The organism is Actinomycetospora lutea, assembly GCF_028737205.1.
GTDB classification, from domain to species: domain Bacteria; phylum Actinomycetota; class Actinomycetes; order Mycobacteriales; family Pseudonocardiaceae; genus Actinomycetospora; species Actinomycetospora lutea.
Map to the genome: position 1 here is coordinate 1 of NZ_JAQZAL010000006.1, position 23,186 is coordinate 23,186.

Annotated in this window: 23 protein-coding genes and 1 pseudogene; 12 read left to right on the forward strand and 12 right to left on the reverse strand. The window is 72.9% G+C overall.

Annotated elements, in window-relative coordinates:
- Positions 1–461: IS3 family transposase (locus PHK61_RS08400; protein ID WP_274280531.1), on the forward strand; the 461-nt coding region annotated here is incomplete at its 5' end.
- A 9-nt stretch (positions 462–470) separates the two neighbouring features.
- On the opposite strand, the gene PHK61_RS08405 is transcribed toward PHK61_RS08400, so the two are convergent.
- The gene (locus tag PHK61_RS08405; RefSeq protein WP_274280532.1) at positions 471–1,697 is read right to left on the reverse strand and encodes an IS110 family RNA-guided transposase; all 1,227 of its coding nucleotides are present in this window, start codon (positions 1,695–1,697) and stop codon (positions 471–473) included.
- Positions 1,698–1,928: 231 nt separating this feature from the next.
- Here PHK61_RS08405 and PHK61_RS08410 point away from each other — a divergent pair, with 231 nt between their 5' ends.
- The gene (locus PHK61_RS08410) at positions 1,929–2,054 is read left to right on the forward strand and encodes an Lsr2 family DNA-binding protein (protein WP_337993946.1); all 126 of its coding nucleotides are present in this window, start codon (positions 1,929–1,931) and stop codon (positions 2,052–2,054) included.
- A gap of 210 nt (positions 2,055–2,264) precedes the next feature.
- Here the strand turns inward: PHK61_RS08410 and PHK61_RS08415 are convergent, their stop codons facing one another.
- A complete protein-coding gene (locus tag PHK61_RS08415; RefSeq protein ID WP_274280533.1) occupies positions 2,265–3,443 on the reverse strand; it encodes a fatty acid desaturase family protein in 1,179 nt (392 codons plus the stop codon).
- Between the two features lie 707 nt (positions 3,444–4,150).
- A pseudogene (locus PHK61_RS08420) lies at positions 4,151–5,155 on the reverse strand (IS256 family transposase); the annotation flags it as partial.
- Positions 5,156–5,242: 87 nt separating this feature from the next.
- Here PHK61_RS08420 and PHK61_RS08425 point away from each other — a divergent pair.
- From PHK61_RS08425 to PHK61_RS08445, 5 genes are all read left to right on the forward strand, one after another.
- Positions 5,243–5,521 (forward strand): hypothetical protein, encoded by a 279-nt coding sequence (locus PHK61_RS08425; RefSeq protein ID WP_274280534.1) that lies wholly within the window; start codon positions 5,243–5,245, stop codon positions 5,519–5,521.
- Positions 5,522–5,948: 427 nt separating this feature from the next.
- Positions 5,949–6,410 (forward strand): Hsp15 family protein, encoded by a 462-nt coding sequence (locus PHK61_RS08430; protein ID WP_274280535.1) that lies wholly within the window; start codon positions 5,949–5,951, stop codon positions 6,408–6,410.
- Between the two features lie 15 nt (positions 6,411–6,425).
- Positions 6,426–6,908 (forward strand): TspO/MBR family protein, encoded by a 483-nt coding sequence (locus PHK61_RS08435; RefSeq protein WP_274280536.1) that lies wholly within the window; start codon positions 6,426–6,428, stop codon positions 6,906–6,908.
- A gap of 562 nt (positions 6,909–7,470) precedes the next feature.
- On the forward strand, positions 7,471–8,343 hold the full coding sequence (locus PHK61_RS08440; protein WP_274280537.1) for a YihY/virulence factor BrkB family protein: 873 nt from the start codon (positions 7,471–7,473) through the stop codon (positions 8,341–8,343).
- Between the two features lie 210 nt (positions 8,344–8,553).
- Entirely contained in the window at positions 8,554–8,679 is a 126-nt protein-coding gene (locus tag PHK61_RS08445; RefSeq protein WP_274280538.1) for a hypothetical protein, read from the forward strand.
- A gap of 110 nt (positions 8,680–8,789) precedes the next feature.
- Here PHK61_RS08445 and PHK61_RS08450 read toward each other — a convergent pair whose 3' ends face one another.
- The 3 genes from PHK61_RS08450 to PHK61_RS08460 form a co-directional block, all read right to left on the reverse strand.
- Positions 8,790–9,422, reverse strand: coding sequence for a maleylpyruvate isomerase family mycothiol-dependent enzyme (locus PHK61_RS08450; protein ID WP_274280539.1), 633 nt, complete (start codon positions 9,420–9,422; stop codon positions 8,790–8,792).
- A 34-nt stretch (positions 9,423–9,456) separates the two neighbouring features.
- Entirely contained in the window at positions 9,457–10,437 is a 981-nt protein-coding gene (locus PHK61_RS08455; RefSeq protein WP_274280540.1) for a sensor histidine kinase, read from the reverse strand.
- 146 nt (positions 10,438–10,583) lie between these two features.
- The gene (locus PHK61_RS08460) at positions 10,584–10,907 is read right to left on the reverse strand and encodes a P-II family nitrogen regulator (protein ID WP_274280541.1); all 324 of its coding nucleotides are present in this window, start codon (positions 10,905–10,907) and stop codon (positions 10,584–10,586) included.
- Positions 10,908–10,984: 77 nt separating this feature from the next.
- Between PHK61_RS08460 and PHK61_RS08465 the strand changes: the two genes are divergently transcribed.
- Positions 10,985–11,740, forward strand: coding sequence for a decaprenylphospho-beta-D-erythro-pentofuranosid-2-ulose 2-reductase (locus tag PHK61_RS08465; protein ID WP_274280542.1), 756 nt, complete (start codon positions 10,985–10,987; stop codon positions 11,738–11,740).
- Positions 11,741–11,760: 20 nt separating this feature from the next.
- On the opposite strand, the gene PHK61_RS08470 is transcribed toward PHK61_RS08465, so the two are convergent.
- Positions 11,761–12,756: an aldo/keto reductase family protein gene (locus PHK61_RS08470; RefSeq protein WP_274280543.1), complete on the reverse strand. Its 996-nt coding sequence runs from the start codon at positions 12,754–12,756 to the stop codon at positions 11,761–11,763.
- 280 nt (positions 12,757–13,036) lie between these two features.
- Between PHK61_RS08470 and PHK61_RS08475 the strand changes: the two genes are divergently transcribed.
- Positions 13,037–13,213, forward strand: a complete 177-nt coding sequence (locus tag PHK61_RS08475; protein WP_274280544.1) for a hypothetical protein — start codon at positions 13,037–13,039, stop codon at positions 13,211–13,213.
- A 13-nt stretch (positions 13,214–13,226) separates the two neighbouring features.
- Here the strand turns inward: PHK61_RS08475 and PHK61_RS08480 are convergent, their stop codons facing one another.
- The 5 genes from PHK61_RS08480 to PHK61_RS08500 all read right to left on the reverse strand — a co-directional run bounded on the left by PHK61_RS08480 (position 13,227) and on the right by PHK61_RS08500 (position 19,901).
- Positions 13,227–13,502, reverse strand: coding sequence for a hypothetical protein (locus PHK61_RS08480; protein WP_274280545.1), 276 nt, complete (start codon positions 13,500–13,502; stop codon positions 13,227–13,229).
- A gap of 78 nt (positions 13,503–13,580) precedes the next feature.
- A complete protein-coding gene (locus PHK61_RS08485) occupies positions 13,581–14,954 on the reverse strand; it encodes an alpha/beta fold hydrolase (RefSeq protein ID WP_274280546.1) in 1,374 nt (457 codons plus the stop codon).
- A 43-nt stretch (positions 14,955–14,997) separates the two neighbouring features.
- A complete protein-coding gene (locus PHK61_RS08490) occupies positions 14,998–16,149 on the reverse strand; it encodes a CaiB/BaiF CoA transferase family protein (RefSeq protein ID WP_274280547.1) in 1,152 nt (383 codons plus the stop codon).
- Positions 16,150–16,479: 330 nt separating this feature from the next.
- Entirely contained in the window at positions 16,480–18,636 is a 2,157-nt protein-coding gene (locus tag PHK61_RS08495; protein ID WP_274280704.1) for a 3-hydroxyacyl-CoA dehydrogenase NAD-binding domain-containing protein, read from the reverse strand.
- 56 nt (positions 18,637–18,692) lie between these two features.
- A complete protein-coding gene (locus PHK61_RS08500) occupies positions 18,693–19,901 on the reverse strand; it encodes an acetyl-CoA C-acetyltransferase (RefSeq protein WP_274280548.1) in 1,209 nt (402 codons plus the stop codon).
- Between the two features lie 144 nt (positions 19,902–20,045).
- On the opposite strand from PHK61_RS08500, the gene PHK61_RS08505 reads away from it, so the two are divergent.
- From PHK61_RS08505 to PHK61_RS08515, 3 genes are read left to right on the forward strand one after another with little or no spacing between them, the layout of a single operon-like run.
- Positions 20,046–21,809, forward strand: a complete 1,764-nt coding sequence (locus PHK61_RS08505) for a GMC family oxidoreductase N-terminal domain-containing protein (RefSeq protein WP_274280549.1) — start codon at positions 20,046–20,048, stop codon at positions 21,807–21,809.
- Entirely contained in the window at positions 21,806–22,525 is a 720-nt protein-coding gene (locus PHK61_RS08510; RefSeq protein WP_274280550.1) for an acetoacetate decarboxylase family protein, read from the forward strand. The genes PHK61_RS08505 and PHK61_RS08510 overlap by 4 nt, the downstream gene beginning before the upstream one ends.
- Positions 22,522–23,121, forward strand: a complete 600-nt coding sequence (locus tag PHK61_RS08515) for a TetR/AcrR family transcriptional regulator (protein WP_274280551.1) — start codon at positions 22,522–22,524, stop codon at positions 23,119–23,121. The genes PHK61_RS08510 and PHK61_RS08515 overlap by 4 nt, the downstream gene beginning before the upstream one ends.
- Positions 23,122–23,186 lie beyond the last annotated feature (65 nt).

Sequence of the window (23,186 nt, forward strand, 5' to 3'; positions counted from 1 at the left end):
ACCCCACCCGGGAGGGCAAGGTGTACTGCGCAGTCGTGCTCGATGTGTACTCGCGGCGGGTCGTGGGCTGGTCGATCGACGCGTCCCCGACCGCGGCGCTGGTCACCAACGCGCTGGGGATGGCGATCGACTCCCGCACGCCGCCGGCGGGAGCGGTGATCCACTCCGACAGGGGGACGCAGTTCGGGTCCTGGGCGTTCACCGACCGGGCGAAGGCTTCGGGGCTGCTGCCGTCGATGGGCAGCATCGCGGATTGCTTCGATAACGCGGTGATCGAGTCGTTCTGGTCGCGGATGCAGGTCGAGCTGCTGGACCGGCGGCGGTGGAAGACCCGCATCGAGCTGGCCAACGCGATCTTCGAGTACCTCGAGATCTGGCACAACCGGCGCCGCCGACATAGCGCGCTGGGCTGGCGATCACCGATAGAGTTCGAGAACCAGAGCAAGATCGTCGTGGCCTGAAGCTTCCAGCTACCCGACTCCGCGGAACCCGGGACACCCCAAGCTCTCCGGACACGCCGGGGTTCCTCTGTGTCTGTCAAGCGGCTGGATCTGAAGTCGTAGGCTCAGTGGCGGCGGGTCCGGGAAGTGACTGTCCGAAGAGCTGGTGTTCGGGGTTGAGCCAGCCGCGCTTGACGACAGAGCCGCCCCCGAGTGTCCTCCCGGGCCCGCCCCTGCTCGCCATTCGTCGGCGATCATGGTGCGCCAGACCCGGTCGGCGAGGCGCCGTTTGAGGCATCGCATGGCCTCGTTGTGGGTCTTGCCCTCGCCGATCTTGCGGTCGTAGTAGCCGCGTCCGGCGCTGGCGCGCATCCGCACCTGGGTCAGCGCGACCACGTGCAGCGCGAGGTTGAGCTGGCGGTCCCCGCCGCGGGGCAGCCGGTGGCGAGCCTTCTGGGCGCTGGCGACCTCGACCGGAGCGACCCCGGCGTAGTTCGCGAACGCCGAGGCGCTGGCGAAGCGGCGGGCATGACCGGTGCGCCCGAGCAGCCGGGCGGCGACCACCGGCCCGACGCCGTCGAGCTCGGTGAGCCGGGTGCCGTGCTCGGCGAGCACGTGCAACATCTCTGCGGTGACCTTCTTGATCCGGGCGTGGAGGTCGCGGACCTCTGCGACGAGGTCACGGGCGATGGCCTTGCGAGTGGCCTCGACCGGGCCTGCCGGGCGCAGCCCGGCGAGCACCTTGGCCGCAGCGGCCGCGGTGAGGGCGTTGCGGGCCCCGCCGGGCACGAGGTCACGCAGCAGGGCGTGGAGCTGGTTGACCGAGCGAGTGCGCTGGGCGACCAGGTTCGCGCGACGCTCGTCGAGCAGGCCCAGCACCGTGGTGAGGTCCTCGCCGCGCACCGGGTTGGCGTCGCCGGCGAGCAGGGCGACGCTGGCCGCCGAGGCGGCATCGATGACGTCGTTCTTGCGACGCCCACCCCGAGAGAGCTCACGGACCCGCGCCGTGGCGGTGCTCGGGACGTCGTGCACCAGCTCGCCCCGCGCGAGCAGCCACCCGGTCAGGTGCCGGCCGAACCCACGGGCGCCCTCGACGGCCCACCGCCGCTGGTCGAATCTCGACGCCCAGCGCAGCAGACGGCGATAACCGGCCAGGGTCGCCTCGATCTCGATGCTGTCGAGCACCCGGTGCGTGCCCGGCTCGAGTGCGCTGGCGGTGTGCGTGCGCTTGTGGGGATCGACCCCGATGACGACCACGTGGACCGACCTCTCGCTCGACGACCTGGGCGGGGACCGCGGACGACATGCCGACTTCCAGCGCCGAAGCTCCGGACACACCTCTGTTGAGTCAGACCACGGCCTGGAACGCCGGCCGGCGCGACCAACCCCGGGACAGCCAGCCCGAAGGCGGCAGGCGATTCACGAGTCAGACCGGCCAGCGCTCCAGCAGAGGACGCTAGATCAACTACCTTCCGCGTCCCAGGAGACATACAAGTCGGCGGTTCAGTCAGAGGAAGTCGATTTCGGGAGTGGGCCCGCAAGCAGGGCATGGCCGTGTCCCGCCGGGGCCGCATCCCCCGTGAGGTCACCGACGCCTACCACCGCGCCCACTGACCTGCTCGCAACGCCTCGATATCGGTGGCGATCTGTTGTAGACGGTGACGCCGCTGCTCGCGGCCAACGATCACCCCGCGATCGACACCGGCTTCGTGTACTTCCTGGTGACCCTCGTGGGCGGCACGCTCGACGTCGCCGCCGCAGCCCCCGACATCCGCACCGTCACCAGGACGATCCCGCTCCTGGTGCTCGCCCTTATCAGCGGGCTCAGGCTGCGCCGACCCCGAGCGGGGTGCATGCGTCGTCGGACGCGGGCACAGTCGGCGCCGGGTCTGCGGCGTCGCCTGCTTCGGCCGCGCCCCCGGGCAGGGCGAGGCGGGCGATGGTGGCCAGCACGTTGGCGTACTGCTTGTGCAGCGGGCCGCTGGTGTAGGGGAGGCCGTAGCGCTCGCAGAGCGCGCGGACCTTCGGGGCGACCTGGGCGTAGCGGTTGGAGGGCATGTCGGGGAACAGGTGGTGCTCGATCTGGTGGGACAGGTTGCCGGTCATCAGGTGCATCAGCGGGCTGCCGTCGAGGTTGGCCGAACCGAGCATCTGGCGCAGGTACCACTGGCCGCGGCTCTCGCCGTCGAGTTGCTCCTCGGTGAATGTCTCGGCCCCGGCCGGGAAGTGCCCGCAGAAGATCACCGCGTGCGACCACACGTTGCGGGTGATGTTCGCGGTCAGGTTGCCCAGCAGGGTGGTGGGGGCGGCCAGCCCGGAGAGCAGGGGGAAACCGATGTAGTCCTTGAGCAGTTGACCGCGGATCTTGCGCCACAGCCCGCCGAGATCGTCCTTGGCCTGCGCCCAGGGCTTGCGCCCGGCGATGACCTCCTCGAGTTCAAGGTCGTAGATCGCGATGCCGTACTCGAACCCGGCGGCCAGGCCGATGTTCATCAACGGTTGGAGCAGGTGCCACGGCTTCCAGGGCTGCTCGGGGTCCACCCGGAACACCGCGTAGCCCAGATCCCGGTCCTTGTCCAACACGTTGGTGTAGGTGTGGTGGACGTAGTTGTGGGAGTACTTCCAGCCTTCTGCCGATGAGGCGGAGTCCCACTCCCAGGTGGAGGAGTGGATTTCGGGGTCGTGCATCCAGTCCCACTGCCCGTGCAGGACGTTGTGGCCGATCTCCATGTTCTCCAGGATCTTGGCCAGCGACAGCGCGGCGGTGCCGCCCAGCCAGGCGGGCGGAAGCAGCGAGAACTGCAGCATCCCTCGGCCGGCGGCGTCCAGGCCGCGCTGCCAGGCGATCACCCGACGGATGTAGCGGGCGTCGTCGTCGCCGAGGTCGTCCATGACTCCCGCGCGGATCGCATCGAGCTCCGCACCCAACGCCTCGACATCAGCGTCGGACAGGTGCGCCGTGGTCCCGGTCGTTTCGGTCGTCGTGGTGATGGTTGTGCTCATGGAGTGGTCTCCCAGCCCCCACGAGGGGCACGCATCGGGGGAGCCCGAGGGGCGCAGGGTCGGCTTGCCTCGGTAAACACGGTCGGGACGCTCAACTCCTGTCGGCAGGGCGCGTCACCGAGCACACAATGGGTTCTCGCCGTCGCCTTCGGTGAAACCGTCACCGGCCCGGCGTGGCCGGCCGCACACCTAGAACGGTCGCCGCCCCGCTGCGGGGGCTGCCGGCCCGTTGGTGGGAGGGTCGGAGCTGGTAACGGCCGGCGGGTCAGCAACTCCCGACGCGGCCAAAGCTCGAGCTCGCCGACCCCGACGCGCTCGAGCTACTCGAACGGGCCAGAGACCGGACCGGGCCGCGCGGCTGTTCAAGTCGAAGATCGCCGCCATCCTGACACGTGGGCGTCGCCGCGAGGTTGCACAGGGCCGAGGCGATCCAGACGGCGCCACCGCAGCGCCGACGACGTCGGTGTGCGGTTCGTCTCGGCCGCGCGCAGTCAGTACAGCTGATATGGAGGGCGTCCCTTTCAAGTAGGCAGGGATCAGCGCCCGCGATGTGAGGCATCGTGGCTGGTCAGGACGTTGTGGGTCCGGCAGGGCCGGGTGGGTGGAGGCGTGTCGGCGCGACGCGCGGTCAGGCTGATATGCGCGGGTTGGTGGTCAAGCCCCGGGAGGTGGTGTAGCGCGGTTGTTCGCGTGATCCTCTGGTCGGGTCAGGCGCTGAGCGCCGGGACGATGTCGGTGCTGGCCTCCTCGGTGGTGTCGGGCGTGGTGGCGGTGCGGGCTCGGGCGAGGAGCTCGAGACCGAGGTAGCGGCGGGCTTCGGTCCATTCGTCGTGCTGCTCGGCGAGCATGGCGCCGACCAGGCGGATCAGTGCGTCACGGTCGGGGAAGATGCCCACGAAGTCGGTGCGCCGGCGGATCTCGCGGTTGAGCCGTTCCTGGGTTGTTCGACCACACCTGCCGTTCGACCACACCCGCCGCCAGAGCTCTCGAGGGAACACGGTGAAGGCGAGCACGTCGGCGCGCGCTCGGTCGAGGTGTGCGGCGACCTGCGGGAGCTTGGTCTCGAGGGCGTCGAGGACGCGGTTGAACTGGGCGTGCACCGAGGCGGCGTCGGGCTGGTCGTAGACCGAGTGCAACAGCGCCTTCACCCACGGCCAGGACGACTTCGGGGTCACCGCCATTCAGGTTGGCCGCGTAGTGGGTGCGGCATCGTTGCCAGGCGGCGCCGGGCTGGCAGGCTCCGATGGCCTCGACGAGTCCGGCGTGGGCGTCGCTGGTCACCAGGGCCACGCCCGAGAGGCCGCGGGCGACCAGGTCAGGGAAAAACGCCAGCCAACCGGCGCCGTCCTCGGCGCTGGAGACCTGCAGGCCGAGCAGCTCGCGGTGCCCGTCGGCGTTCACGCCCACGGCGATCAGGGCGTCACGTTCACGACCCGGCCGGCCTCGCGGACCTTGAGCACCAGGGCGTCGGCGGCCAGGAACGTGTACGGGCCGCCGTCGAGCGGGCGGGTCCGGAACGCCGCGACCTGCTCGTCGAGATCGGCGGCCATCGCGGAGACCTGCGACTTCGACAACCGTGTGATCCCGAGGCTGTCGACCAGCTTCTCCATGCGCCGAGTCGAGACGCCCAGCAGGTAGCAGGTGGCCACCACCGAGGTCAGGGCGGCTTCGGCGCGGCGGCGACGCTCAAGCAGCCAATCCGGGAAGTACGAGCGCTGCGGGGTGTCCATGGCAACAGCTTGGTCACCAACGGCGACAAGGGGCGACGCGGGTCTGCTCGGCGCGCACCATGGCAGGCCATGAACGCGCGAAGCGACAGCATCGCACCGGCCAGCCGAGCGGTCGAGGCGCTCGTGGAACTCGACGAGCACGGCCGCACGCTCTGCCCCTCTGACGTCGACCCCTACCGCTCGGCCGATGACGTCCTGCACGATCTCGCCAGAGCCGCTGAGCTTCTGGGCAGCGCGGCGCAACGAGTCATCGGCGAGAAGAGCGCCGCCATCGAGCGCCACGCCCACGCCCTCGCGGCCGCCCTCGCCGCCCGCGGCAACCTCCAGCACCTGCACCGGCACCCCTGAGCGCCTCGGCGTCCTTGGCCCCCGGCGACGGGTCTGTCCGACGAGAGGCGGAACTGGTCCTGAGGCTCCGGGGGTGTCCCCCGGGGGAGGCGGGAACCAGCCATGACCGAGAACCCCGAGAACGGCCACCGACCTCGTCGCGCCGGTCGGTGACGATCCCGCCCGGGAGGAGCGAAGCTCGGCACCATGGCCTCCTCCTTCGGGCCGCCGAGCTAAGCCGGACCGACACTCCCAGCTTTATGAACCACTCATGCGCATGGGAGAAGGCGGGCAACGAACACGCCGAGCTTGGCGGCCGAGGTGACGGCCGAGCCGCACGGGGGTTCCGGATGACCTGACGGTCCCGGGCCCTTGGACCCCTGCACGGGCAGGCGCAGTGGCGTTGCCTCGTAGATGTCGCCATAGGGCCTCTGAGAGGTGACTAACGATGGGCTTGGAGACGCACGACTCGTCGGTCGAGAAGAAGCAGCGTCAAGCGGCTGAGCAGCGACTTAAAGCTGAGCAGCTACGACGTGCAAGATCTGCACGGACTGAGCGGCAACGACAGGAGGATTGGGAGAAGGCCCATCCGCGCCTGGGCAAAGAGCTCGTCCAGCGGAACCTCGCCTGGTCGGAGGACGACGCCGCCTGGCTCATCGCCCAGAGCCGGGTCAAGGTCGGCGGGAAGGTGGCGACGCAGCCCGGGATCCGCATCGAGGCCGGCGCCGTCCTGGCTGTTCGCAGCGCCCGCGGCGACTGGATCGAAAACCCCCACGAAACAGGGAGGCAAGGCCGCGAGAATCGCGCCGCATCCCCGGACCCCCATCCAACCGGGCGCGACGACCATCGACAGCGGAGCCCGCAACCACGGCTCATTGGAGATGAGCGGCGCCCGCGTGATCGTCGGTAATTCGGAGGAGGGCACGTGAAGGCACGAACACTCGTTCCCACCGCTTTGGCCGTGACGGCGACCGCTGTGATCGGCGGGCTGGCGAGCAGGCCGGCGCAATCGGTGTGGTACGAGGCGCTGAAGAAGCCCCCGTACCAACCCCCGCGGCAGACGTTCCCGATCGTGTGGCCGATCCTGTACGCGGATATCGCCGCAGTGTCCGCATCGACGCTCAGCGACATGGAGCGGCGCGGTCAGCGCCAGCAGCGCCGCGCGTACATCGTGGCGCTGGCGACCAATCTGGTGCTCAACGCCGGCTGGTCCTGGCTGTTCTTCAACCGCCGCCGGCTCGGCACCGCAGCGGTCGCAGCCGGCGTGCTGGCGGCCAGCAGCGCCGACCTGGCCAGGCGCTCGGTGTGCGTGCGCGGCGCGAAGGCCGCGCCGATCGCGGCCTACGCCGCCTGGACCGCGTTCGCCACCGCCCTCTCCACCCATGTCTGGGTGCTCAACCGCAGCTGAGGAGGTCGTGCGATGACCCGCGCGGTAGACGCTGCGCAGAGGAGGACGCGTGAAGAGCCCGGCCGACCACTACCGCGAGGCGTCGCGGCTATTGGACGGACATCGCACCCTCGGCGGCCTCTGCGGGACACCGCCGCGAACCCGCAGTCGGCCCCGGTCAGCCGGAGCCAGGCCGAGGGCGGTGCCCCGAGCCCGTTGCTGATCACCAGCGGGACACCGTGGGCGCCGTTTCCCCACGTACGAAGACGTGGTCCCGTCCCGGCTCAGCACACCATCAGTCGGCGACTCGCGGGGCGCGCCGCGCGACGACAACATCAATGCTCTCCTCCCTCGACGCCGCTCGCTGGCGGGGTCGCGGCCGATGGAGATCATCGACTGCGCCGCGGTGGTCGACCTCAACCGGCGAGCCAGGATGGGTGGCTTCCCGTGCGGGTATAGCCCGCCGGTGAGCGAGCGAACCCGCGGTCGAACCCGACCTTCCCCGGCGCATGTCCCAGCCGCCGCGCCGGGGATCGACGCCGAGTCCCCGACCCAGATTCCCGCCGGCGGATGGCGCCAGATCGTGCGGCGAGCGGTCAAGGAGGGCAGCGCCGACAACATCAGCGTGCTGGCCGGGGCCGTGGCCTTCTTCGCGTTCCTCGCCCTGTTCCCCGCCATGATCGCGTTGTTGACCCTCTACGGGCTGGTGGCCGACCCCGCCGAGGTCGCCGGCCAGCTCTCGGGGCTGACCACCGTGCTCCCGTCCACGGCCCAGCCGTTGATCGCCGATCAACTCATGTCGATCAGCCAGGGCGGCGGCAGCACGCTGAGTGTCGGGCTCGTCGTCGCGCTGCTGGCCGCGTTGTGGAGCGCCTCCAGCGGCACCCAGACCCTGATCAACACGATCACGCTGGCCTACGACGAGCAGGAGACCCGAGGTTTCCTCAAGCTGCGGGGCACCGCCCTGGCCCTGACCCTGGGCGGCATCGTCTTCGTCCTCGTCGCGGTGGCGCTGGTCGTGGTGGCCCCCATCGTCCTCGACGGGCTGCCCCTCGCCGGGCGGGTCCTCGCACAGATCGTGCGCTGGGTGCTGCTGCTGGCGATCCTGACCGTCATCTTGGCCGTGGTCTACCGGTTCGGCCCCGACCGCGACGCCCCCCGCTTCCGCTGGGTCAGCCTGGGCGCCACCGTGGCCACCGTGCTCTGGCTCCTCGGCAGCGTCGCGTTCAGCGTCTACATCGACAACTTCAGCAGCTACAACAAGACCTACGGCACCCTGGCCGGGGTGGTGGTCCTGATGCTGTGGCTCTACCTCAGCGCCTACATCGTGCTGCTCGGCGCCGAGATCAACGCCGAGGCCGAGAAGCAGACCGCCCGCGACACCACCCAGGGCCCACCCCAGCCCCTCGGCCACCGCGACGCCGTCAAGGCCGACACCACACCCCTCCAGCCCTGACCGGCGCCGACCCCGGCGTCCGGGGGCGGGGATGCCACCGGTGGGGTCACGTCGTGGGCCGGCCAGGGACGACGTACAACGCGGCCACGCCCCAGCCCGAGACCAGGTGGTCGTAGACAGCAGATTCACGCACGACCCCGAGGCGCGCCAGCAGTGGACGACGGTCGCAGAGGCCTGTCGACAGGTCGGCCCGCCGGCCCTCGACACCTGATGCTCCGGACCGGCCGCCGCGTCGTCGCCGACCTCCTCGACCTCGTGGACGAGGGGGCGAGCGCCGTCACCCTCACGGTCCTCGACGTGCTCGCGCCTCCCGCCGGACACGGTCACGACGGGTGAGCGCGCGCCGGATCCCGTCACGGGGACTGCGCCGGCGAGAGGGTGTTGCGGTCCGGGTCGAGGACCCCGCGTGCACCCACGGGCTCGGCATGCTCCGCCGGGCCGGCCCGCTACAGGCGAGCGGCGAGGTCCGCGACGCCGTCGCCGTCGAGGGCGGCGAGGCCGGCGGGCCGGCCGGTGGCCACGAGGAGCAGGTCGCCCGCCGGGCCGCGGACCTCACGACCGCCCGTGCCGTGCGACCACTCGGTGTCGGTGGCGACCAGGCGCAGTCCCGCCACCCGCTTCGGGGCCCCGTAGAACGAGGTCGACAGCACGAACTCGAGCGCGGGCACCGCGTGGTCCGGTGCCATCGGGAGCGGGCGCCGCAGCGGGCGCGTCAGGTCCTGGCCGTGGACCTGGATGTCGACGAACGGGTCCATCGGCTTCGCGCCCATCGGCCGCCGCGTCCACCCCGCCGACTGGCGGAACTGGGCGATCAGCTCGGGCACGGAGTACTGCGCGGCCCGGGCGCGGGCGGCGCGGTCGATGAAGGCGTTGATGTCGAACCGGGCGGCGACCACCCCGCGCAGCGCTGCGGGGCGCGAGAGCCGTGACGTCAACGTCAGGTGCGCGACCAGCGTCTTCACGTTCCACCCGGTGCACAGCGTCGCGTACGCCCACTCCTCGGGGGCGAGCTCGTCGAGGACGTCGGCCAGCCGGAGCCGCTCGGACTCGATGGCGGTGTGCAGGTCGGCGTCGTCCACGGCGGGCCCCTCGGATGTCGCGAGGAGGCAGAACCTAGCGGGGCAGCCCGTCCTGGTACATCGTCATGCGCACCGTCGTGCCACCGTCCTCGGCGCTGTGCAGCCGGACGAGATCGCACAGGCGGTGGGTGAGGAACAGACCGTACCCCCGGCCGTCGGCGGCGGCGGGCGGGTAGCGGCCGACGAGCGGGTCGGCGATGTACCCCGAGTCCTGGATCTCGGCGACCACGCGGTCCTCGGTGTGCCAGAGCGAGAGGATGCCGGGGCCCTCGGTGTGCACCACCGTGTTCACGGCGACCTCGTGCACCGCCAGGCAGAGGTCGGCGACGCGCTCGGGCGAGAGGCCGGCGCCCGCGGCGTGGTCGGCGACGGCCCGGCGGACGGCGCGGGGGCCGTGCGGGGCGGTGAAGACCAGCGTCTCGCCGAGGTCCGGGGGCTCCGAGAGCGGCCCGAGCACGGCCTCGGCGAGCTTGGCGGGGTCGCCGTACGTGGCGTTGGGCACGGACAGGCCGCCCTCGGCGAGCAGGGGGTGCGCGGCGCGGACGTCGGCGACGGTGTCCGGGTCGAGCCAGCGGGTGTCGTACGGGCAGAGCATCGTGACGGGCCGCTCGGCGAACGCGATGTTGGTCAGCGCGTCGTGCTGCAGGTAGGCGACGCGCTCGTCGGCGGGCCGGTCCGGCCACAGCCCTCCGCCGACGGCGCGGATGCGCCGGCCGGGGTGCTCGTCGACGAACTGGTACAGCGCCGGGACGAGCCGGGCGGGGTTGGGCCCCAGCCGCCGCACGTCCTGGAGGACCACCGAGCGCGCCTCCCCGCCGAGCGCCTCGCGGATCGGGGCCAGCTGCTCGGCGGGCAGCGCGATGACGACGACGTCATGGGCCTCGAGGCCCTCGCGCACGTGGTGCACGATGCGCGCCACGAACTGCGCGTCGTCGTCGTAGAACAGCGCCGCGTGCTCGAATCCGAGGACGTCGGTGCCGCGGCGGTGCCGTCCGGTGTCGTCCGACGTCCTCACCCCCCACCATCACCCGTCCGATGGCGCTCTCCCCCGAGCAGTGTCGATCCTCGCCGGATCATGCGCCACCGCGACAGCGGGTTCCGCCCAGCGGGTCGGGCGCTGCGGCAGACGGTCGGCACGACTGGGCGTCTCGGGTCACCCCGTCACACCGCGTCCTCGCCGCGCTCCCCGGTCCGGACCCGCAGCACCAGATCCAGCGGCGTGACCCAGAGCCGTCCCTCGGGGTGCACCGCCGCGGCGATCTCGTCGACGACGCGGTCGACCAGCTCGTCGTGCACGATCGTCTCGAGGCGCAGGCACGGCGCGAAGCTGTCCTGCACGACCTGGCCGCGCTGGATCGTCCGCTGGCCGTTCCCGGCGGGGCCGAGGACCTCCGCGACCGTCATCCCCAGCACCGCGTGCCGCTCGAGCGCCCGGCGCGCGGCGTCGAGCGCGTGGGGCGGGATCATCGCGTGCACCGTCTTCACCGCGCGTCCTCCCGTCCGCCTCGCCGAGACGCTACGGGGCCGGACGGGATCGGGCGAGGACCTCCTACGCTGCGGGCGTGCCCGAGCCACCGGTCGTCCTGGTCCTCGGCGGCCGCAGCGAGATCGGGGTGGCGCTGGCCTGCCGCCTCGCCGCGACCGGGCGCGCGGGAACGGTCGTGCTGGCCGCCCGCCGCGCCGGGGAGCTCGGCGCGGAGACCGCGGCGGTCCGCGGCGCCGGCGCGCAGGTCGCGACCGTCGAGTTCGACGCCGACGACCTCGCCGGCCAGGCGGCGGTGCTCGACGAGGTCGAGGCCGCGCACGGCGTGCCCGACACGGTCGTCGTCGCGTTCGGGGTGCTCGGTGACCAGGCGCGGGCCGAGCGCGACGCCGCGCACGCCGCCGCCGTCGTGCACACCGACTACGTCGCCCAGGTCGCCGTGCTCACCGAGGTCGCGGCCCGACTGCGGGCACGGGGCCGCGGCGAGATCGTCGTGTTCTCCTCGGTGGCCGGGGTCCGGGTCCGGCGGGCGAACTACGTCTACGGCAGCGCGAAGGCCGGGCTCGACGGGTTCGCCTCCGGCCTCGCCGACGCCCTGCACGGCAGCGGCGTGCACCTCACGCTCGTGCGCCCGGGCTTCGTCATCGGACGCATGACGGCCGACAGCGGGCTGGACCCGGCGCCGCTGTCGTCGACGCCGGGTCAGGTCGCCGACGCCACCGCCGCCGCGCTGACGGCCGGACGCGACGTCGTCTGGGTGCCGGGCGCGCTGCGCGTGCTCTTCACCGTGATGCGCCTGCTGCCCCGGTGGGCCTGGCGGCGACTGCCGCGCTGACCCTTCCGCTCACTCCGGGGTCAGCGGTGGGTGATCGTCGCCGAGGCGCCGGGACCGAGCTGCTGGCCGGTGACCGGCACGTCGCCGAGGGCCTCGTCGATCGCCGTGAGGGTGTCGGCCGAGAGCTCGATGCCCGCCGCGGCCGCGTTGGCGTGCACCTGCTCGGGGCGCGAGGCCCCGACGATCGCCGACGCGAGCTCCGGGCGGCGCAGCACCCACGCGAGCGCCATCTCGGCCATCGACAGCCCCGCGCCCTCGGCGATCGGCACCAGGCGCTGCACCGCCTCGAGCGTGCGGTCGGTGAGCTTCTGGCGGATGAAGCCGTTCATCTCGTCGCTCGCGGCCCGGGAGTCGACGGGCACGGGCTCGCCGGGCCGGTACTTGCCCGTGAGCACACCCTCGGCCATCGGCGACCACACGATGTTGGAGATCCCGTGCTCGGCGGTGGTCGGGAAGACCTCCTCCTCGGGGGCGCGCCACAGCATCGAGTACTGCGGCTGCGACGACACGATCCGCACGTCGTCGGGGCAGGCCTCGACGCCCGCGCGGATCTGGTCGGGCGTCCACTCGCTGACGCCGAGGTAGCGGGCCTTGCCGGCGCGGACGACCTCGGCGAGCGCCTCCATCGTGTCCTCGATCGGCGTCTCGGGGTCGAAGCGGTGGCACTGGTAGAGGTCGACGTGGTCGGTGCGCAGCCGGCGCAGCGAGGCGTCGATCTGCTTGTGGATCTGCGCGGGCGACAGGCCGCGGTCGGTGTCCGACATCGGGAAGTAGACCTTCGTGGCGAGCACGTAGTCCTCGCGCCGGTAGTCGGCGAGGATGCCGCCCCACGCCTCCTCCGCGGCCCCGCGGCCGTAGACGTTGGCGGTGTCGAAGAACGTGATGCCGGCGTCGAACGCGGCGCGTGTGCACGCGGCCGTCGCGTCGGCCTCGACGCCGCCGGAGTAGGTCAGCCACGAGCCGAGGGAGATCTCGGACACCTGCAGGTCGCTCGTACCGAGCTGTCGATGGCGCACCTCCGTACCGTAGGAGCCGTCGCCGGACACGGCCTGCGCGGCGATCGACACTGCCGATCACCGGAAGGACGGCGCCGATCGGCTCAGGGGATCGACCGGTCGACGCAGTCGCCTGTGGCCGACGTGTGAATTCCCGCGACGGCGGGTCTCGCCTCCGGGCGCGGCTGGCACGATGGAGGGCGCGAGCTCGCGAGCGGCCCCGACGTCCCGCGGCACCGATGCCGCGATGTCGTGAGGGTTCTCGCCCCGGTCCTGGACCGCCGAACGCCGTAGGGGATTCGTGAACGTGTTGCTGGCGCCGTTGCGCCCTCTGGCCGATGTCCTCGACCTGACCGCGGAGGCCGTGGCCGCCGTGGGCACCGTGTCGGTCGCCGCCCTCGGGCTGGTGCTCGCGCGGGTCGAGTCGCCCGAGGAGCGTCGTCACCTGCGGGTGGTCGGGCGGCCCCCGCAGACCTGAGCGGGGCGGGCCGTCAGGCCCCGCCGCGCGCGCGCAGCAGGTCGTTCAGCGTGCGCAGCTCGTCGCGGATCTCGGTGAGCAGCCCCGGGATCTCGTGGCTGCGCTCCCAGTGCGGGGTGACGTCGATGCCCAGCTCGCCGAGCTCGCTCTCGTAGAGCTCGGCGAGCAGCGTGCGGTACGGCTCGTCCGGGACGGTGCCGTTCTCCCAGCGCGACAGCTGGGTCTTCAGGCTCGCGGCGCTGGCCACGTCGACCTGCCCGCGCTCGGCCAGCTCCCGCAATCTCGCCACGGCCGTGGTCTGCGACCACCCTCGATCCCGGCGGGCATCGCGCAACGAAACCACGTCGTCACAGTAGACGACGCGGCGTCAGCTCCGGCGCGGCGACCGCGACGCCCGCTTGGGCGCCGGCAGCCGCGACGAGCGCCGCACCGGGGTCCGGGCCGGCGGCTCGCTGACCGCGGCCTCGGGCGGTGTGCGGTCCTCGACCTCGGCCGGCGCGGAGGGGGGCGCGGGGGCCGCGGCGGGCGTCGGGCGCAGCGGCTCGACCGCCGCGCGCGGCCGGGACTGCGCGGGACGCAGGACCCGGCGTCCGGTCGGGCTGCCGCCCTCGACCGTGGTCGGGGCGTCGTGCCGGTCGAGGAACGCGCACAGCCGCGCCCAGGTCGTGCTCTTGGCGGTCCGGCCGGCGAGCACACCGAGGTGGCCGCCGGGAGCCGTGGTCAGCCGGGTGTCCGCGCCGGTGATGCGCCGGGACCCCGCGCGGACGGCACGGGGCGGCACCACCTGGTCGGTCTCGCCGGCCACGAGCAGCACCGGCCGACGCAGGTCGGCGAGGTCGACGACGCGGTGGCCGACGGGAACACGACCCGCCTCGAGGTCCTCGGGCGCCACCATCGCGCGGAAGTAGGTGCCGATGTAGCGGGCCTGGTCGCCGATCAGGGCCCGCAGGTCGTCCACGGCCTCGAGCTGGGCGAGGAACTCGCGGTCGTCGAGGCGGGCGACCATCGTCAGCGGCGCGGTGAGCAGCTCGTCGAGCGAGCCGAGCCCGAGCGCGCGGAGCAGCCGCGGCAGCGGCATGAGCGCGAGCAGGGTCTGCAGGGTGGCGAGCACGGGCCCGCCGGCGGCGATCGCCAGCGGGCGCGCGCCGACCACCGGCGGCACCTCGGCGAGCGTGAACGGCGTCGCGATCGCGGTCACCGACGCGAGCGGCAGGTCGGGGTGGCCGGCGGCGGCGAGCACCGCGTGCAGGCCGCCGATCGACCAGCCGACGAGGTGCACCGGCGCGCCCTGGTGCGCGGCGCTGACCGTCCGCACGACGTGGGGGAGGATCTCGTCGACCCAGCGCTCGAGGTCGGCGAGCCCCGGGGTGATCGACCCGCCGTAGCCGATGAGGTCCTCGTCGTCGATCTGGTACACCGGCCGGCCCTCGCCGACGAGGTGCTCGACGAGGCTGTTGCCGCGTCGCAGGTCGAACGCCACCCCGCAGGCCCCGAGCGGCGACACCAGCACCACCGGCGAGCCCCGCAGCCGGGCGGTCGGGTGCACCGCGTACCGGTAGGTGCTCACCGACCCGGCGCGCGCCAGCCCGTGTGCCCGCCCGACCCCGTCGGGGCCCACGTCGCCCGGACCGGTGTCGAACGCGGCGCGGGGCATGCGGCGCAGGTCCGCCAGCGGCCCCTCGAGCACCCGCGCGCGCATGTTGCCCACGGCGCGCCACGCCCCGGCCGGCGTCAGGATCACGGTGCCTCCTCGGGCGAGCGTTCGGACGGCCGAAGAGTCGAGCCTAGGTCTGGTGGACGACCCCCGCCTCCTGCAGCTTCGCGATCCGGTCGCGGTCGACGCCCCAGTCGGCGAGCGCCTCCGTCGAGTGCTGGCCCGGCGTGGCCGGGGGCGTCGGCGTGCCGCTGGGCGTGCGGCTGAAGCGTGGGGCCGGCGCCGGCTGGGTGACGCCGAACGCGTCGATGTGCAGGCCCCGGGCCTTGTTGTGCGGGTGCTCGACGGACTCCTCCATCTCGAGCACCGCGGCGACGCAGGCGTCGGTCGCCTCGAGGTCGGCGGCCCACTCGTCGCGGGTGCGGGTCGCGAAGACCTCGGCGATCCGCGCCCGGAACTCCGGCCAGCGGCCCATGTCCCACTGGTTGCCCGCGATCTCCTCGTCCTGCAGCCCGAGGCCCGTCATGAGCTCGGCGTAGAACTGCGGCTCGAGGGCGCCGACCGCGACGTACCCGCCGTCGCTGCAGCGGTAGTGGTCGTAGAACGGGGCGCCGCCGTCGAGGATGTTGCCGCCGCGGGGGTTCGGCCACAGCCCGCCCGCGCGCATCCCGTAGACCATCGCCATCTGCAGCGCGGCGCCGTCGACGATCGCGGCGTCCACCACCTGACCGCGCCCCGAGACGCCCCGCTCCACCAGCGCGCCGAGCACGCCGACCACCAGCAGCATCCCGCCGCCGCCGAAGTCGCCGACGAGGTTGATCGGGATCGCGGGCGCGCCGTCGCGGCCCTGCATGTGCGCGACGACGCCGGCCGTCGAGAGGTAGGTGAGGTCGTGCCCGGCGCGCGAGGCCTGCGGACCGTCCTGGCCCCAGCCGGTCATGCGGCCGTAGACCAGGCGCTCGTTGCGGCCGTGGCAGTCCTCGGGCCCGAACCCGAGCCGCTCGGCCACCCCGGGGCGGTAGCCCTCGAGCAGCACGTCGGCGGTCTCCACGAGGTCCATGAGCACCTCGAGGCCCTCGGGCGCCTTGAGGTCCAGGGCCACCGACCGCCGCCCGCGCGCGAGCACGTCCTTGTCGGTGTTGCCGAGCGAGAGCCCGCGCCCGCCGGCCGGCCGGTCGACGCGCAGCACGTCGGCGCCCATGTCCGCGAGCATCATCGCCGCGAACGGGCCCGGCCCGATCCCGGCGACCTCGATGACCTTGACGCCGTCCAGCACACCCATGGGGCCCTCGTCCTCCTCGTGGTTCGCGGATCGACGCGAGCCTACGAGACAGTCAGCGCTGACGGTATGGGTGCGCGGCCGTTCTGAGCGAAGGGCACCGTCGGTCGCAGAGACGGGCGAGAGGCACGTTCGGCGGGGCGGCGGCTCTCTCGATCATGCGCACGGTGCCGTTCGCGGGGGTGTGCCGCCGTCCCGCTGGTGCGCAGGGGCGCGCTCGCCGCCACCCCCAGGCCCGGAACACGAACGCGCCCTCGCTGCTTCGGGAGCAGCGAGGGCGCCGTTCGTTCGGGAACACCGCGCGCAGCCGGACCTGCCGGCTACGCCGAGGGCTCACTCCCCGCGCAGGGTCTGGCCCTTCTCCGCCTTCTCGACCAGCGAGGCCGGCGGCTGGAACCGGTCGCCGTAGGCCTTGGCGAGGATGCGGGCGCGCTCGACGAACCCGGGCAGGCCGCCGGGGTAGCCGTCGATGTACTGCGCCACGCCGCCGGTCCAGGCCGGGAAGCCGATGCCCATGATCGAGCCGATGTTGGCGTCGGCGATGGTGTGCAGGACACCCTCGTCGAAGCACTTCACGGTCTCGAGGGCCTCGGCGAAGAGCATGCGCTCCTGCATGTCCTCGAACGGCAGGTCACCCTGCGCGGCCCCGAACTCCTCGGTCAGGCCGGGCCAGAGCCGCGTGCGCTTGCCCGACTCGTCGTACTCGTAGAACCCGGCGCCCGACGAGCGGCCCTTGCGGCCGAGCTCGACCATCCGGTCGATGATCGCCTCGGAGGGGTGCTCCACCCAGGTGCCGCCGGATTCCTCGACGCCGCGGCGGGTCTCCTGGCGGATCTTCTGCGGCAGCGTCAGGGTGAGCTCGTCCATGAGCTGCAGCGGCGGGGCCGGGTACCCGGCCTGCGAGCCCGCCTGCTCGATCGACGACGGCGCCGCGCCCTCGCCCAGCATCGCGACGGCCTCGTTGATGAACGTGCCGATGACGCGGCTGGTGAAGAACCCGCGGCTGTCGGAGACGACGATCGGCGTCTTCTTGATCTGCAGGGCGATGTCGATCGCCTTGGCCAGCGTGGCGTCGCTGGTCCTCTCGCCCTTGATGATCTCCAGGAGCGGCATCTTGTCGACCGGCGAGAAGAAGTGCAGGCCGACGAAGTCCTCGGGGCGGTCGACGCCCTCGGCGAGCCCGGTGATGGGCAGCGTCGAGGTGTTCGAGCCCAGCACGGCGTCGGGCGCCAGGTGCGGGAGGATCTCGGCGAAGACCTGCTTCTTGAGGTCCGGGCTCTCGAAGACGGCCTCGATGACGAGGTCGGCGCCCGCGGCGGCCGACGCGTCGGCGGTCGGCGTGATGCGCGCGAGCACCTCGTCGGCCTTCTCCTGGGTCTGCTTGCCGCGCGAGACGGCCTTGTCCAGGATCTTCTGCGAGTACGCCTTGCCCTTCTCGGCGTTCTCCTGGCTGACGTCCTTGAGGACGACCTCCAGGCCCGACATCGCGCACGAGTACGCGATGCCCGCGCCCATCATCCCGGCGCCGAGCACGACCACCTTGCGGGCGGTGTGCTTCTCGTAGCCGTCGGGCCGCGAGGCGCCCTTGTTGATGGCCTGCAGGTCGAAGAAGAACGCGCGGGTCATGTTCGTCGACACCTGGCCGCAGGCGAGCTCGGCGAAGTAGCGCGACTCGATCGTGCCGGCGTTGTCGATGTCGACCTGCGAGCCCTCGACGGCCGCGTCCATGATCAGGTACGGCGCGGGCATCGGGGCGTTCTTGAGCTGCTTGCGCAGGTTGGCCGGGAACGCCGGGAGGTTCGCGGCGAACTTCGGCGTCGACGGCGTGCCGCCGGGGATCTTGTAGCCCTTCTGGTCCCAGGGCTGCACGGCCTCCGGGTTGGCCTTGATCCACTCCTTGGCCTTCGACAGCAGCTCCTCGGGGCTGTCGACGACCTCGTGCACGAGGCCCGCCTCGAGCGCGGCCCGCGGGGCGCGCTGCTGGCCCTGCAGCAGCACGTTCATGAGGCCGTCGGCCAGGCCGAGCAGGCGCACGACGCGCACGACGCCGCCGCCGCCGGGCAGCAGGCCGAGCGTGACCTCGGGCAGCCCGATCTTCGAGCCCCTGGCGTCGAGGGCGATGCGGTGGTGGCAGGCCAGCGCGATCTCGAGGCCGCCGCCCAGCGCCGCGCCGCTGATGGCGGCGACGACCGGCTTGCCCAGGGTCTCCAGGCGCCGCATCAGCTTCTTGATCTGCTGGGACTGGTCGAAGACCTTCTGCGCGTCGGCCTTCGTGTACTTCACGAGGTCGTCGAGGTTGCCGCCCGCGAAGAAGGTCTTCTTCGCCGAGGTCAGCACGACGCCGGTGATCGAGTCCTTCTCGGACTCGAGACGCTGCAGCGTCTCGGCGAAGTCCTCGCCGAACTTGGCGTTCATCGTGTTGGCCGAGGCGGTCGGGTCGTCCATCGTCAGCGTGACGATGCCGTCCCCGTCGGCCTCCCACCGGAACATGTTCTCGGACACTGCGGTGATCGCTCCTGTCGTCGGTCGGTCGGTTCCGGGGTGGCTCAGACGCGCTCGATGATGGTGGCGACACCCATGCCGCCGCCGATGCAGAGCGTGACGATGGCGCGGCGCAGGTCGCGGCGCTCGAGCTCGTCGACGATCGTGCCGACGAGCATCGCGCCGGTGGCGCCCAGCGGGTGGCCGAGCGCGATGGCGCCGCCGGCGACGTTGGTGCGCTCGTGCGGGAAGCCGAGGTCGCGCATCAGCTTCATCGGCACGGCGGCGAACGCCTCGTTGATCTCGAGGAGGTCGATGTCGTCGACGGTCATGCCGGCCTTGGCCAGGACCTTCTCGCAGGCCGGCGTCGGGCCGGTCAGCATGATCGTCGGGTCGGCGCCGGAGACGGCGGTGGCGACGATGCGGGCGCGCGGGGTGAGGCCGTTCTGCTTGCCGGCCTCCTCGGTGCCCAGCAGCACGAGCGCGGCGCCGTCGACGATGCCCGAGCTGTTGCCCGGGTGGTGGACGTGGTTGATCGCCTCGACCCAGTGGTACTTCTGCAGGGCCACCGCGTCGAAGCCGCCCATGTCACCGATGCCGGCGAACGACGGCTTGAGGCTCGAGAGCCCCTCCATCGTCGTCTCGCGGACGTGCTCGTCGTGGTCGAGCACGGTCAGGCCGTTGCGGTCGAGGACGGGCACGATCGAGCGCTCGAAGGCGCCGTCGGCCCACGACTTCGCGGCGCGGGTCTGCGACTCGAGCGCGTAGGCGTCGACGTCCTCGCGGCTGAAGCCCTCGAGGGTGGCGATGAGGTCGGCGCCGATGCCCTGGGGCACGAAGGAGGTCTTGAAGTTGGTCTCCGGGTCCATCGCCCAGGCGCCGCCGTCGGAGGCCATCGGGACGCGGGACATGGACTCGACGCCGCCCGCGACGATGAGGTCCTCGTACCCGGAGCGGACGCGCTGGCCGGCCTGGTTGACGGCCTCGAGGCCCGAGGCGCAGAAGCGGTTGAGCTGGACGCCGCCGACGTGGTCGGGCAGGCCCGCGGCGATGGCGGCGGTCTTGGCGATGTCGCCGCCCTGGTCGCCGATCGGGGACACGCAGCCGAGAACGACGTCCTCGATCTTGTCGGGGTCGAGCTCCGGGTTGCGCTTGCGCAGCTCGTCGATCAGGCCGACGACCAGCGACACCGGCTTGGTCGCGTGCAGCGAACCGGTGGCCTTGCCCCGGCCCCGCGGGGTGCGGAGGGCGTCGTAGATGAATGCCTCGGTCACGGGTGGATCCCTTCGCAGATGCGAGCCGACTGCTCTCAACAGTCATGATGGACTGTTTTGCGCAGGTGTCAACGCCGCCTACTGGCGAGTAGGGTCGTGCGGCTCTCGTTGACACGTTGCCAACGACTGGCGAGGCTGGATCGCGTGCCCGGCCCGCGCCCCGAGACCGACCCCGAGCCCGACTACGACGTCATCGTGGTGGGCTCGGGCTTCGGCGGCTCGGTCACCGCACTGCGCCTGACCGAGAAGGGGTACCGCGTCGGGGTGCTCGAGGCCGGGCGCCGCTTCGCCGACCACGAGTTCCCCGCCACGTCCTGGCACCTGCGCGACTACCTGTGGGCGCCGTGGGCCCGCTGCTTCGGCATCTTCCGGGCGACCCCGTTGCGCGACGTCCTCGTGCTCTCCGGTGCCGGCGTCGGCGGGGGCTCGCTCGTGTACGCCAACACGCTCTACCGCCCTCCGCGCGCCTTCTACGACGACCCGCAGTGGGCCGGTGTCACCGACTGGGCCGACGAGCTCGACCCGGCCTACGACCAGGCCGCCCGCATGCTCGGCGTGACCACCTACCCGCGCGTCTCGCCCTCGGACGCGGTCATGCGCGACGTCGCCGAGGAGATGGGCGTCGGCCACACCTACCGGGCCGCCGACGTCGGCGTCTTCTTCGGCGCGCCGCCCGGCGAGCAGGTGCCCGACCCCTACTTCGGCGGCGCGGGACCGTCGCGGCACGGCTGCCGGCACTGCGGCGAGTGCATGACCGGCTGCCGGCACGACGCCAAGAACACGCTGGTCAAGAACTACCTCTACCTCGCGGAGGCCGCCGGCGCCGAGGTGCACCCGATGACGACGGCGACCGCGATCCGCCCGCGCGGCGGCGACCTGTCCGGGGCGTCGGGCTACGAGGTCGACGTGCGCGCCACCGGTCGCCCGGGCCGTCGGCGCACCCTGCGGGCCGACCAGGTCGTCGTCGCCGCCTCCGCGCTCGGCACCCAGCGGCTGCTGCACCGGCTGCGCCGCCGCGGCGACCTGCCCCGCATCTCCCCGCGGCTCGGGGAGCTCTCGCGCACCAACTCCGAGGCGATCCTCGCCGCCCGCACCGCCAGCGAGGCCGCCGACTTCACCCGCGGCGTCTCGATCACCTCGTCGATCCACCCCGACGAGCACACCCACGTCGAGCCGGTGCGCTACGGGCGCGGCTCCAACCTGCTGGCGCTGCTCTCGGCCGTGCTGGTCGACGGGACCTCGGCGGCGGACGACGCGTCACGGGGCGAGCGCGGTCCCTCGTGGCGGCGCATCGCGGGCGAGCTCGTGCGGTCGCGGGGGACGCTGCGCGCGCTGCACCGCCCGCGGCGCTGGGCCGAGCAGTCGATCGTGCTGCTGGTGATGCAGACGCTGGACAACTCGCTGACCCTGCGGCCGCGCCGGTTCCTCGGCGGGTTGCGCTCCCGCCCGGGCGCCGGGACGCCGAACCCGGCGTGGATCCCCGCCGGCCACGAGGTGGCCCGGCGCGTGGCCCGGCGCATGGGCGGCTTCCCCGTGGGCGCGAGCTCGACGCTGGTGAACCTCCCGGTGACCGGCCACTTCCTCGGCGGCGCGGTGATCTCCGAGTCGCCGGCGTCCGGTGTCGTCGACCCGTACCACCGGCTGCACGGGCACCCCGGCGTCCACGTCGTCGACGGGTCGACGGTGCCGGCGAACCTCGGCGTGAACCCGTCGCTGCCGATCACCGCGCTGGCCGAGCGGGCGATGTCGCTGTGGCCCCGCCGCGGCGAGCCCGACCCCCGCCCGGCGCCCGGCGCGCCCTACGAGCGCGTCACCCCCGTGGCGCCGCAGCACCCCGCCGTGCCCGCGGAGGCGCCCGGCGCCCTGCGCATCGACCTCCCCACCCCGACCCTGGGAGCCCGACCGTGACGACCTACCCGCCCGAGCCCTGGACGCTCGTCGGCCGCATGGACGTGTCGACCTTCCTGGTGCCGACCGACACGCTGCCCACCGCGACCTGGCCCGACGGCTGGACCCCGCTCGTCCTCGGCGGGCACACGCCCGTCGGCGCGGCGTGGGTGCGCTACGACCCCGGCGGGGTCCTGAGCTACCGCGAGCTGCTGGTGGCCGTCGCCGGGCGCGTGGGCGCGCGCATCCGCCCGCACATCGTCGCGATCTGGGTCGACAGCCCCGCCTCGCGCGACGGCGGGCGTGAGCTCTGGGGCATCCCCAAGGGCCTCGCGAGCTTCAGCGGGTTCGACGAAGGCACGCCCACGATGACCCTCGAGGGGGCCGCGCGCCCCGCCGCGCGGGCGGTCCTGCGCCACGGCCCGCGCCTGCCCGGGCGCCCGCCCCTCGGCTTCACCCTCGCCCAGGACCTCCACGGGCGGCGGTGGGAGAGCCCGGTGGCGAGCCGGGCCACGCTCGGCATGCTGCGCGCCGACTGGCGCTTCGACGTCGAGGGCCCGCTGCGGTTCCTCGCCGGCAAGCGCCCGATCGTCTCGGCGACCCTCCATGACTTCGCGATGCTCTTCGGGATGACGCCGACCGATCGCGCGAAGGACGAGCAGGACAACGAGCGATGCGGCATCGCTGGCGTCACACGCCAGGATCGCCACACGCTCGGTTCCGCGACACGCCGATGAGTGCCCCGGTCCGCGGCCGGCGCCTCGACCCCGACGCGCGTCGCGAGGAGATCGTCGCCGGGGCGCTGCGCCTGTTCGCCGCGCACCCCTACGCCGCGGTCTCGACCACCGACCTCGCCCGCGAGGCCGGCGTCGCCCGCGGGCTGATCAACCACTACTTCGGCACCAAGCGCGGGCTCTACCTCGAGGTCGTGCGGCGCCTGACGACGATCCCCGAGGTGGCCGTCGCCGAGCTGCCGCCGGGCACGGTCGAGGTGCGCGCCGGCGCGGCCGTGGACTGGTTCCTCGACGCGGTCGAACGCCACCGCGGCCTGTGGCTCTCGGTCGGCACGGGTGCGGCGGGCGACATCGACGTCGACGCGATCCTGGCCGAGGCCGACGAGATCGCCGCCGACCGCGTCCTCGCCGCGCTCGCGCCCGGCGCACCCGACGACCCGTACCGCGCCCGCGTGCGCTCGTTCTTCGGCCTGGTCCGCTCGGCGTCCCGCGAGTGGCTGGTGCGCGGCACGCTCGACCGCGCCGGCACCCGGGCGCTCCTCGTCGACGTCCTGCTCGCGGTGCTGCGTGGTCCGGGCCCCGGTGACAGTCAGGTTTGACCGTTCGCGGTCGCGGCGGCACGATCGTCCGCGACACGTGACCGGCGAGCAGACGGGGGGAGTCG